6 protein-coding genes and 2 pseudogenes are annotated in these 11560 nt (G+C 60.6%); 1 reads left to right on the top strand and 7 read right to left on the bottom strand.

Annotated features, from left to right (window positions below; translation table 11 throughout):
• Positions 1-104: 104 nt before the first annotated feature.
• From AC0X69_RS22510 to AC0X69_RS22485, 6 genes and pseudogenes are all read right to left on the bottom strand, one after another.
• The gene (locus AC0X69_RS22510) at positions 105-3311 is read right to left on the bottom strand and encodes an efflux RND transporter permease subunit (RefSeq protein WP_482613911.1); all 3207 of its coding nucleotides are present in this window, start codon (positions 3309-3311) and stop codon (positions 105-107) included.
• Positions 3308-4729 (bottom strand): efflux RND transporter periplasmic adaptor subunit, encoded by a 1422-nt coding sequence (locus AC0X69_RS22505; RefSeq protein ID WP_482613910.1) that lies wholly within the window; start codon positions 4727-4729, stop codon positions 3308-3310. Before AC0X69_RS22505 ends, AC0X69_RS22510 begins: the two co-directional genes overlap by 4 nt.
• The gene (locus tag AC0X69_RS22500; protein ID WP_482613908.1) at positions 4726-5880 is read right to left on the bottom strand and encodes a TolC family protein; all 1155 of its coding nucleotides are present in this window, start codon (positions 5878-5880) and stop codon (positions 4726-4728) included. The genes AC0X69_RS22505 and AC0X69_RS22500 overlap by 4 nt, the downstream gene beginning before the upstream one ends.
• 89 nt (positions 5881-5969) lie before the next feature.
• Positions 5970-6371 carry a FixH family protein gene (locus AC0X69_RS22495; RefSeq protein WP_482614063.1) on the bottom strand — a complete coding sequence of 134 codons (402 nt, stop codon included), beginning with the start codon at positions 6369-6371 and terminating at the stop codon, positions 5970-5972.
• 782 nt (positions 6372-7153) lie between these two features.
• Positions 7154-7783, bottom strand: coding sequence for a class I SAM-dependent methyltransferase (locus tag AC0X69_RS22490; protein ID WP_482613906.1), 630 nt, complete (start codon positions 7781-7783; stop codon positions 7154-7156).
• A 252-nt stretch (positions 7784-8035) separates the two neighbouring features.
• A pseudogene (locus AC0X69_RS22485) lies at positions 8036-8416 on the bottom strand (integrase core domain-containing protein); the annotation flags it as partial.
• On the opposite strand from AC0X69_RS22485, the pseudogene AC0X69_RS22480 reads away from it, so the two are divergent.
• A pseudogene (locus AC0X69_RS22480) lies at positions 8414-8769 on the top strand (transposase); the annotation flags it as partial. The pseudogenes AC0X69_RS22485 and AC0X69_RS22480 sit on opposite strands and share 3 nt — an antisense overlap.
• Before the next feature lie 44 nt (positions 8770-8813).
• Here AC0X69_RS22480 and AC0X69_RS22475 read toward each other — a convergent pair.
• The gene (locus tag AC0X69_RS22475; RefSeq protein WP_482613904.1) at positions 8814-11345 is read right to left on the bottom strand and encodes a TonB-dependent receptor; all 2532 of its coding nucleotides are present in this window, start codon (positions 11343-11345) and stop codon (positions 8814-8816) included.
• Positions 11346-11560 lie beyond the last annotated feature (215 nt).

The raw sequence follows: 11560 nt of genomic DNA, 5'->3' as shown, positions 1-11560 counted from the left end.
GCCCCCCAGGGACCATTCCGTGAGTCTGCGGATCTTGCTCTTGCATCTCCCACGCCATTGCAGGGACCGACAGAGCCAGCATCGCCGCCAATGCAATAGAAAGTTTAAGCATTGGTCTTTCCTCCTGTGCTGATTGTTGTGCATCGTTCTATGGAGCTGGCGTGGATAGCTTCTCCCAACTCCCGCTTGACCTCTCCTTCTTGAGGCAGGCCAAACCCCTTGATCAGCGCATAGATCGCCGGAATGACGACGAGCGTCAGAGCCGTCGAAGACACCATCCCGCCAATCATCGGAACGGCGATACGCTGCATAACTTCTGATCCTGCGCCCGTGCTCCAGAGGATCGGCACAAGCCCTGCCATTATCGCGACAACCGTCATCATCTTCGGCCGCACGCGTTCGACGGCGCCGAGCATGATCGCCTCATGCAAATCGGCTCTCGTGAAAGCGGCGCGCGAGGCGTCGCGCGCAGCCTGAATTTCGCGCATGGCGTGATCGAGATAGATGAGCATGACCACGCCGGTTTCGGCGGCCACGCCGGCCAGCGCGATGAAGCCCACCGCCACCGCGACGGACATGTTGAAGTTCAACCACCACATCAGCCACACGCCGCCGACCAGCGCGAAGGGCAGCGACAGCATAACAATCAATGTCTCGGTCAAGCGGCGGAAGTTCAGATAGAGCAGCAGGAAAATGACGAGCAGCGTCATGGGCACGACGATCCGCATGCGCGCGTCGGCCCGCTCCAGATATTCGAATTGGCCGCTCCAGGTGACATAAGAACCGGGCGGAAACTCGATCGCCTCGAGGACCGATCTGCGCGCTTCCGTGACATAGCCGCCAACATCGCGGTCCCGAATATCGACGAAGACATAGACCGCGAGCTGACCGTTTTCGGTGCGGATCGAAGTTGGACCACGAACCAGTTCGACCCTCGCCACCTCGCCGAGCGGAACCGTCCCGCCGCCCGGCATGGCGACGAGCACTTCGCTGGCGATCGCCCTTGGCTCGGAACGAAAGTCGCGCGGGTAGCGAATACTGACGCCGTAGCGTTCACGCCCCTCGACGGTCGTGGTTATGGTCTCGCCGCCAAGAGCCGTCGCGATAACCTCTTGCAAGTCGCCGATCATGAGGCCGTAGCGCGCGAGCATCGCGCGGTCGGGAACAATATCCAGATAATAGCCGCCCATGACGCGTTCGGCGTAGGCGCTCGACGTTCCGGGCACGCGCTTCAAGACGGCCTCGACTTGGCGCGCGAGCCCTTCCATTTGCGACAAGTCGCGGCCGAAAATCTTGACGCCGATCGGCGTTCTGATCCCCGTGGCCAGCATGTCGATCCTGTTTCGGATCGGCATGGTCCAGGCGTTCGACACGCCGGGGAATTGCAGCGCCGCATCCATTTCTGCAATGAGCTTGTCGATCGTTATCCCAGAACGCCACTGATCCTTTGGCTTCAACTGGATGACGGTCTCGGACATTTCGAGCGGCGCCGGATCGGTCGCAGTCGAGGCGCGTCCAGCCTTGCCAAAGGCGGAGTGAACCTCGGGGAAGGACTTGATGATGCGGTCTTGCGTTTGCAGGAGTTCGGCAGCCTTGGTGACCGAGAGTCCCGGCAATGTCGTCGGCATGTAAAGGAGCGCGCCCTCATTGAGCGCCGGCATGAATTCGCTGCCGAGCTGACGGGCGGGAATGATGGTCAGCGCCAGCGCGCCCAGCGCCAGCAGAATCGTGGCGACTTTCGCTTTGAGCACCAGACGTATGATCGGCCGATAGAGCCAGATGAGCGCGCGATTGATGGGGTTTCTCGCCTCGGGAACAATTTTTCCGCGCACGAAGACGACCATCAGCGCCGGCACGAGAGTCACGGAAAGAAAAGCCGCCGCCGCCATGGCGAAAGTCTTGGTGAAGGCGAGCGGGCTGAACAGACGCCCTTCTTGTGCTTCGAGCGTGAAGATGGGCAGGAACGAAACCGTAATGATCAGCAGGCTAAAGAACAGCGCGGGACCAACCTCGGTCGCAGCATCGATCAATATCTCAATACGTCGCTTGTCGGGCAGCGCGCGCTCCAGATGCTTATGCGCGTTCTCAATCATAACGATGGCGGCGTCCACCATTGCGCCGATAGCGATAGCGATCCCACCCAAACTCATGATGTTGGAGCCGATTCCCAGCGCCTTCATCGCAGCGAAAGCCATTAATACGCCAACGGGAAGCATGACGATGGCGACGAGCGCGCTGCGCACATGCATCAGAAAGACGACGCAGACGAGAGCGACAATGACGCCTTCTTCGACGAGTGTGCTCCTGAGCGTCTCGATGGCTGCATGAATGAGCTGGGAGCGGTCGTAAACCGAGACGATCTCAACGCCCTTCGGCAAGCTTGTCGCCATCTGCGCAAGGGCCGATTTGACATTGTCGATCACTGTGAGCGCATTGGCGCCATAACGCTGTAGCGCGATGCCGCTCGCAACCTCGCCCTCGCCATTGAGTTCGGTGACGCCACGCCGCTCGTCGGGGCCGAGCTCGACGCGCGCGACATCCTTCAGGAGAAGCGGCGTGCCGCTTTCCACGCGCAGGACAATACTTTCGAGGTCGCTCACGCTGCGCAGATAGCCTCGTCCGCGCACAATGAATTCAAATTCGGAAAGTTCGACCGTACGACCGCCGACATCGGCATTGCTGGCGCGGATGGCGCCGCGCACTTTCGACAGCGGAATGCCGAGCGCGCGCAATCGATTAGGATCGACAACGACATTATACTGCTTGACGAAGCCGCCGACGCTCGCGATCTCGGCGACGCCTTCGGCCTTGGCGAGGCCATATCGGATCGTCCAGTCCTGGATCGAGCGCAATTCGGCGAGCGTCATTTCCTTGGCGATGAGCGCATATTGATAGACCCAGCCAACGCCCGTCGCATCGGGACCAAGAACAGGCGTCACGCCGGCCGGCAATCTCTTACTCGCCGCGCTCAAATATTCGAGGACGCGCGAGCGCGCCCAATAAATATCTACGCCATCCTCGAAGATGACGTAGACGAAGGATACGCCGAAGAATGAAAATCCGCGCACCACTCTGGAGCGCGGAACGGTCAGCATCGAACTGGTGAGCGGATAAGTGACTTGGTCCTCGACGACTTGCGGGGCCTGACCAGGAAATTCGGTGTAGACGATCGCTTGCACATCGGAGAGATCGGGAATGGCGTCGAGCGGCAGCGTGCGCAACGCATAGACGCCCCCTGCAACCGCGAAGGCCGTGCCCAGGAAGATAAGCAAGAGGTTGCGCGCCGACCAGGCGATGATACGGGCGATCACCTGCCCGACTCCCCTTGGTCGAGAGCTCGTAACGCCGCCTTCAAATTGCTTTCGGCGTCGATGAGGAAGTTAGCGGACGTAACGACGCGTTCGTTTTCGCTCACGCCGCTCTTGATTTCGACGAAGCCTTCGCCGCGTCGCCCGACTTTGATTTCGCGCGGCTCGAAGCGCCCTTCGCCCCTGTCGACAATCGCCACTTGCCGCTTGCCGGTGTCGATGACGGCGCTTTCGGGCGCGGTTAGCACTCTTTCGTTTACGCCGGCGGCGATCTCGACCTCGGCATACATATCTCCCCGCAGCAGTCCGTCTGGGTTCGGCAGTTCGATTCTGACGCGCGCCGTTCGTGTCTCCATATTGAGATGGGGATAAATCAGCGCGACCTGCCCCTGGAAGGCTCGATCGGGATACGCTCTTGGCCGCACGTCGACCTTTTGTCCAGGCGCAATCAGGGCGATGTCCCGCTCGGCGATGTCAGCGAGCACCCAGACCAGGGAATGATCGACGATACGAAACAGCATGTCCCCAGGCGCGGCGCGCATGCCGTTAATCGTCGCCCGCTCCAGGACATGGCCGTCTTGCGGCGCGGGCCATGCAATCACACGTGGAACGCTGCGGGCGCGCCCGATCACAGCGATGGCGCTTTCGTCGAGGCCGAGATTGACGAGCCGCCGCTTGGCTCCTTCCAGGCGCTGGGCGTCCATCCCGCCGCCACGCCGCATGTTGAGGACGGCGACATATTCGGCGGCTGCGCTCGAAAGATTCGGCCCATACACGCGCATCAGCGTCTGGCCCTTGCGAACGTAATCGCCCTCCGCAAACTTCCCGACCGACTCGATGAAGCCTTCGAAGCGCAAGGAGACGACCGAGATTCGGCGCGGGTCGAACTCGATCCTACCTGTCGCTCGAACTGGGACGCTCAGCGTCCGGCGTTGGACGGGTTCGGAGCGAACCCCCGTCTTTTGCATCTTTCCGGGGCTTATGACGACGGTCATGCCGTTGTTCGCATCGTCCTCGTAGACGGGTACGTAATCCATTCCCATCTCGTCCTTCTTGGGAACGGGCGATGTATCGGGTAGACCCATGGGGTGGCGGTAGAAGCGCACGCGCCGCTCGCCGCTCGCGGCGGCCGCGGGCGGCGGCTTGTCTTCGAAGCTGATGTCCTCACCCGCACGCACCGGCAGATAATCTCTCCCCGCCGGTGTCTTCTTGGGCGTCGAGGAATAGGCCGGGCCACCGTCGGGATCTCGGTAGTAAATGATAGAGCCAGTCGTTGCAGGCGCCTTGCCCGAGATGTTAGGCCCGGCGTCGCCAGGCGTTCCTGTAGGTGTGACCCATTTGAAGCGGCCCTCAAGCAGCCAAGCAAGGCTGGCCGCGACGATGACAAAGCCCAAAAGAATAGCGAAATGACGGCGAGTCATAGAGAGCCTCCCGCCAGACGTTCAAGCTCGGCGTATCGGGCTTGCTCTTCGACTTTGAGCTTAAGGATTTCGAGTTCGATCGCTCGCAGGCGTCGTTCGGCTTCCAGAGACGTCGCCAAGTCGGCGGCGCCGGCCGCAAAGCCGCTTCGCGCCGTCTCTACCGACAGGCGCGCCGGATTGAGCTGGCGTTGTTCGACAATCCGAATCGCCTTGCGCACCGCCTCCAGCCCGAACCACGCTTCGGCGACATCGCCGTCGAGCCGGATTCGGATGGCGTCGTAGCGCATCTGCGCAGCGCCGAGTCGCGAACTGGCGGCGCGCTGTTCGGCGTCTTTCGCTTCATATTGCAGCGGCACCTTGAACCCGAGCATGAACATGCCGCTATTGTCGCCGGTGGGACGCTGCACGAAATTCGCGCCAACGGTGACGTTTGGGTAGTAATTCAGGTCCGTGAGTTCTTTAGTTCCGGTCGCCGCGCGAACCTGAGCGCTGGTCGCGGCGAGCGCTGGATTGGCGACCCTCGCGAGCTCCTGAACGCCAGCGAGCGTCAGCTTTGTTTTCAGCGGCCGAAAGCCTCTGGGCATAGCGAGCGGCTCTTGCGAGCCGCGACCGACCAAGGCATTTAAGCGAGCGGCGGCCGACTTTGCCTCGCCTTGACGGCGTGCGACCTCTGTTTCAGCCGTCGCCGCCTCGATCTCGCCTTTGATCACTTCCTGCTGATCGACGGAGCTTGCGCCATACCGCAAGCGCAACAAGCCGAGAGTTTCATCGAGCCGGCGCTTCAATCCAAGGGAGAGGTCGATCGCCCGATACGCAGCGGCATATTGCGCATAAGCTGTCTTGACCCGTGCGATTAGGTCTGTGGCGACGACGCGGCTCTGATGCCTCGCAGCCTCGGCGTCGGCCTCTGCGACGCCGCGCTCCAGGTCAAGTTTGCCCCACAGTTTGAATTCCTGTTCAGCGCCGATCCAACGTTGGCCGACGCCGCGTCCATTCACGTCCCATGCCTGGAGTGTGACTGTCGGATCGGCTAGGACGCCAGCCGCGCCCACTCGATGCGCTGCGGCATCGGCATCCAGCGCGGCCGCCGCCAGTTCTGGGCTAAGCTGCTCTGCAAGCGCGACAACGCTTTCGACGGTGGCGCCGGGCAAGTGTCGCTCGGTTGCCGAAAGCGATGGCGAGCACATCAATATCGTCGCCGACCCCACAAATGAGATGGCACGAAGGCGCCAACCTCGACTCATGGCGCCACCTTTAAAATTAGTCGGTTCTGGAGCGTGCCGCTCTCGCCCTGCACCTTTGCAGCGAGCGATATCCGCCACGTTCCCGCATCAGTCAGATCGACCTTGAAACGATAAACTCCAGGTTCAGGGCTTTGCGCCGGTTCGATCACGCTGGTCATCGCCTCCATGCCATCTGGAGCCATGTCGAGTCGCATCGCAAAGATCACCGCGTCTGGCGCCGGTTTGTCGTCGGACTTGTGGACGAGGCGCACCGATACGATCGCTTGTCCCGTCCTAAATTGTGCTTCAACGAGCCGGAATTCGTAGTCGTTGATGTTGGCGTGGGCGAACGGCGATGGGCCCAGGACGCCAAGCGCGACCAGCGCGAAGAACTGCGCCTTGCCCGAGTTCACGAGCATCATCAGACTGTCTCCGTATCCCCCTAATGCGCATGGTCGTCAGAGGGATCGCAGCTGCGATCAATCCTGATGAAGGACATCATCGCGGCTCACGCGATCGATGCGACAACGGCGCTGGTTGTTGCGTGGACGGGATCGGGGAATCGATCTCCCGTCGCGCTAGCGGCGACCGCTTGAAGTCGCGCCAATCTGCTCCCGGCGCTGCCGTGAGCGAGATTGGACTTTCGGCTTTAGACGATTGGAGGTCGAAGAGCGGGCTGGCTTCGTAAGCCACCGAGCTCGATGTCATCGCAGGGAGTTAGCGGCGGCGCGTATGCCCAAAGGACGGCATCAAGGAATGGTTGAAGCTGCGGGAGCGCTGCTTGACTTGGCCCGCACAGGATCTCAGCGCACACGGGGAGTGCCGCGCCGTCGTCACCGTTGTGGTCGGGACAATCGTCCATGCTCATTTCAATGCAAGCATGGTTCATCTTGGCGGCAAAAGCTCCGCCTGCCCCAGCTAAAGCTGTAGCCAGAATAACCACAGAGACCAAAAGGCGTAGGCAGCGGAACATTTCGTTACTCTGTCAGCCACTAACTAGCATGGCAAGCGCCACGCCCCAACCAATTTCTTAACGCGGCCAAGGTCGCGAGGCCGTAGAGTGCTTGCCGCGCCGCGGCCGGATCAAGAAATCAAGAATAAGAGTTCCTCGCAGGCGACCGAGTCGCGTAAAACCAATCCCCACTTACCTTCGGCGTTCGTCTGAGCAAAGCGATGGGCGGCTTCGAATGGTAGGCCTAGCTCATGTTTCGCAACTGTAACGGAACGTGCTGAATTGAAATTTCTGCACTGCCTGCCATGGCGTTATCTGCTCGTGATGGCGGCTATCAATCAGATTAAAGTCCGGCGCCAAGAGCGCGCTAAGGCTTTCAGCGCTGTGCCGCGCAACCGGAAGACCGCTGCACTTCTCGGGGCCGTCGAGCGCAAACGTCCCGATAATCAAGTGACCGCCGCGCTTGAGCGCCTGCTTGAGCCGTTTGATATAGGCCAACTGTTCGTTCTTGCTGGTCAGGAAGTGAAAGGCGGCGCGATCATGCCAGATGTCATATGAATCTGTCGGCAGCCATTCAGTCGCATCGGCTACGATCCACTTTACCGCATCGCCTTTGTCGCCAAGCCGAGCCCGTGTTGAGTTGAGCGCGGCAGCCGACAAATCCAGAACGGTGAGATTCTCGAAGCCCTTCGCCAGAAGGTTGTCGACAAGAAGAGACGTGCCGCCGCCAACATCTATAATGGCCGATGACGGCTGAGCGCCGACAAGCTGGAGCAATCGGAGGGATTCAGTGGGGGTTTCCTCAAACCAGCTAACTTCGGCCTCGCCCTTGGCAGTATATATACTTTCCCAGTGCGCCTGCCGGCCAGTTGTCGCCATCGCTGTTCCTCATGCCAGCGTGGGCGCAGTTGATATTCATCAGCGGCCAGCCAGCGTCGAGCAAAGTCTTCGCCTTTTGCGCACGCGCTCGCTCAAACGCGTCGTGTAGAGGTTATATGACGGAAACGGCGGCGTTCTTTCAAAAGCTGTGACCTGCCCCTGAAAAACTCCTCCATCATCGATTAGAGTCCGGCCTATTGTGCTCTGCTCCCAAACATTGGACCGCCCGAAGTTAGAGTTTTCGGGCTTTATTCACGATGACGGGCTGGGTGCGCCATCGGGCAGTTGCAACGTGATCGGGGGTTTGTTCCCGATCGCCCCGTGTGGGCGTTCCTCATTATAGTATCTGCGCCAATCCTCCATTTTCGACCGCGCGTCGTCAAGCGACAGGAACCAGTGCGCATTCAGGCACTCGGCCCGGAAGCGACCGTTGAAAGCTTCGATGAACGCATTATCGGTGGGTTTGCCCGGGCGAGAAAAATCCAGAGTGACGCCCTTCGCATAGGCCCAAAGGTCCATGTCGCGCGAGACGAACTCCGAGCCTTGATCGACGCGGATCGTCTTCGGGTAGCCGATCTGCGCGCATGTGCGCTCCAGCGCCCGCACAACATTCTCAGCCCGGTAGCTGAGGCGCGCGCGGCGGAACATTTTCCTGATGGGCTGCTCGGCGATGAGCAGAGTCGCAAGACCGGCGAGATGCGCGCCGAAGCGACCGTCGATCCGGGACCGCGGCTATACGCTAGAAAACTTGACCGATGGCGATAGGTTCCTGTGGTCGACGAGGCGGGCTTTCTCAAGCAGGGCAAGGCCCTGCCGCGTCGCGTGGCCAATATACACGTTCGCCGGGAAAGATGACGAACCTCAGATCGGCGTTTTTGCCTGCTATGTGTCGAACCGTAGCCATGTCTTCGTCGACAGCGAACTTTTATCTGCCGAATAGCTGCACGGACGACAAGGCGCGCTTGACCAGGGCACGTGTGCGACAGGAGATCACAGCTCCTCTCGAGGCGCGCTCCGTCAGAAAGGGGTCTTAGAATCGCGCGTTCAACGTCACATAGGCCGAGCGCGGGGCGCCGGGCATGATGTTGTTGTTGTTGTGCGCGGAGACGAAGTACCGCGCGCCAGCCAGATTCTCGACGTTGAGCTGTCCCGAGACATTCTCGCTCAACCTGACGAACACGGCGCCGTCCACGCGCGCGTAACCGGGCACGACGACGAAATTGTCGATCGCGGGATAGAACTTCGAATTGTAGACGACGCCGGCGCCCACGCCCAGAATGCCGGGGCCCGCGTCAAAGAAGGCGGAAATGTCGTATTTGTTCCAGAAGGAGAAGGTGTTTCGGGGCACGGAGGGATTGGTCTTGCCAACGTCGGTGAAGAACGGCGTCCGCAAGGTCGGCGTTCTGTCTGTCCTGACGACGCGCGCGTCCTGATAGCCGTAGCCGAGCGAAACCTCCCAGCGATCCGTAACATTGCCGACGAGCCCGAGTTCTCCGCCCTGCGTCCTTGTATCGGCGAGGATGGCTGTCGTCGCATTGACCGTGAGCTGTTGATTCGAACGATTGAGCTGATACAGCGCGCCCGTCAAAAGCAGGGCCGGCAAGAGCTGCGCTTTGAAGCCCACCTCGACGTTCTGGAAGCTCTGCGGCGCGAGATTGGCGACGGTCGGAAACAGCACGTTGAACTGATCGCCCGCCACCGGCAGGAAGCTTCGCGAATAGGACCCATAGATTGAAAGAATCTCGATCGGCTTGAACACGAGGCCAAAGCGCGGCGACCACACATTGTCGACGCGTCGCAGCTGGCCCCTGAAATCTGTGGGGCCCGTGTCAAAGCCAGTGTATTTCAGGTCGAATCGGTCGAATCGCACGCCTGCGATCACGTCGAAATACCGCGTGACTTCGATCTGATCCTGAACGTAGCCTGCGGCAAGGTCCAGATTGGTGTGGCGACGACGGTTTGGATTGGCGAACACGACCGGGAAATACGCAGTCGGCGACCAGAATGGCGTCGTCACGCGCTGCGTTCTGCAGGACACGTTGAAACAGGAGAGATCGCGATTTTCGTCGGATAGCTGGTTGCCGACCTCGGCGCCAAACATCACCGTGTGACGGATGTCGGGCGTCATCTGCCATTTATAGACGAGGTCCGTCTGGTTGAAGATATTCTGCCGTGGACTGGAGTTGACATAGCCGTCGAGACGCACGATCCCGGCTGGCGTAACGGTCGTCGCGACAGGGTTAAGAAGCGTCGTGACGAAGCCCAGCCCCTGATCCGGGAATGTGTTCTGATAGCGCTTCTCATAGTCCGCATAGACGAACTGATTGCGGATGTTGAGACCGAATTCAGTCGTATGGTCCAGTGCGAGCGCGGCGCGATTGAGGTCGACCTTCGAGTAATTCACCGCTTCGACCGAAGGATTGCCGACGCCGAAGAAGGCGTCGATCGGCGCCGGCGACGGGTATCCCGGATAGATCGACGAGCCTCCGAAAACGAAGCCGCCCACCGAGGGAGTGCCGCGATCGGCGGTGCGGCGATCCCGGAAATGCTCGTAGCTCAGCGTGATGAAGGTCTTTTCGAGCGGATGCCAGGTCATCGTCGGATTGACGCCATAGCGCTCGAGCTTGAAGAAATCACGGTAGCCGTATGATTGCTCGTAAAGCCCGTTGAGCCTTACGGCGAGCGTATCGTTGATCGCGTCGCCGACGTCCACCGTGAGGCGTTTGCGCGCGAAGCTGCCTGAGCTGACGATCATGGACCGCAGCCGTTCGCCGTCCGCCTTTTTCGTGACGCGGTTGACGATGCCGCCGCCGCCGCCGCGGCCGAAGATCAGCGCGTTGGGTCCCTTGAGAACTTCGACGGCCTCGATGTTGTAGAGATCGCGATAATATTGCGCGTCGTCGCGAATGCCGTCCGTGTAGAAATCCGCGGTCGTGTCCTGTCCGCGGATCGTGATCTGATCGCGATTGCCTTCGCCTTGGGCGACAGTGACGCCGGGCACATATTGCAGCGCCCGGCTTATATCGACGCTGTTGCGGTCCTGAAGCTGCTGCTTCGTGAGAATCGTGATCGACTGAGGGATGTCGATGATCGGCGTATTGGTTTTCGTCGCGGTCGATGTTCTACCCGCGAAATAGCCGACGACGTCGGTAGGGCCGCGGCCGAGCGCCGTGGCGGGGAACAGCGGACGGTCGCCGGGAACGCCCTGAACGGCTGGAGCTGCGGCCCCGACGGGCGCGCGCGTCGTCGGAATCACCCTGGCGCTGCGCCGCGCGCCTCCCACGTCAATGGTGGGCAAGCGCTGCGCGCCGCTCGCGCGCCCTTGAGAGGCGACGGACTTCGGCTTCGACTGGGCGACAGGGCGCGGCTTCTCCGGCGGAGCGTCGACCCTCACCGCCGGCAAGGGCGTCGCCTGGGATTGCGCGAGAGCAGGAACGCTGACGCCGGGCGTCAGCGCTGGGGCCAGGCCGAGGGCGACGACCGAAAAGCCTGTCACACGGTCGAAAGCCGCAGAAAGAGAAGCGAAGCGCGCCAGCCGCGGACTCGATTGTTTCCGACTCATCTCTGCCCTTCTCGCGCCCATTCGTCAGGAGAAGGTCATTTGATAAGTTTTCTCTTTGAAAACGGTCAATTAGGAGAGAGGCTAGTCTGGAATGGTTCCGGCCGAATATTTCTGATTTGCGATGAGTGTTGCTCAAATGCATCACAATTGGAATTTTTCTAAGTTCGAAAATTTTCATCCACGGTCGTGGTCTTGGCACACGCGACGCCGCTCAC

This window comes from Methylocystis sp. Uni0008 (genome assembly GCF_056838045.1).
Note: the sequence above shows the minus strand (reverse complement) of the source record. Positions and strands in the feature narration are given on the sequence as shown.

Coding starts and splice junctions, on each gene's coding strand:
- AC0X69_RS22475 (WP_482613904.1), bottom strand. CDS start 11,345: ATGAGTCGGAAACAATCGAGTCCGCGGCTGGCGCGCTTCGCTTCTCTT.
- AC0X69_RS22490 (WP_482613906.1), bottom strand. CDS start 7,783: ATGGCGACAACTGGCCGGCAGGCGCACTGGGAAAGTATATATACTGCC.
- AC0X69_RS22495 (WP_482614063.1), bottom strand. CDS start 6,371: ATGCTCGTGAACTCGGGCAAGGCGCAGTTCTTCGCGCTGGTCGCGCTT.
- AC0X69_RS22505 (WP_482613910.1), bottom strand. CDS start 4,729: ATGACTCGCCGTCATTTCGCTATTCTTTTGGGCTTTGTCATCGTCGCG.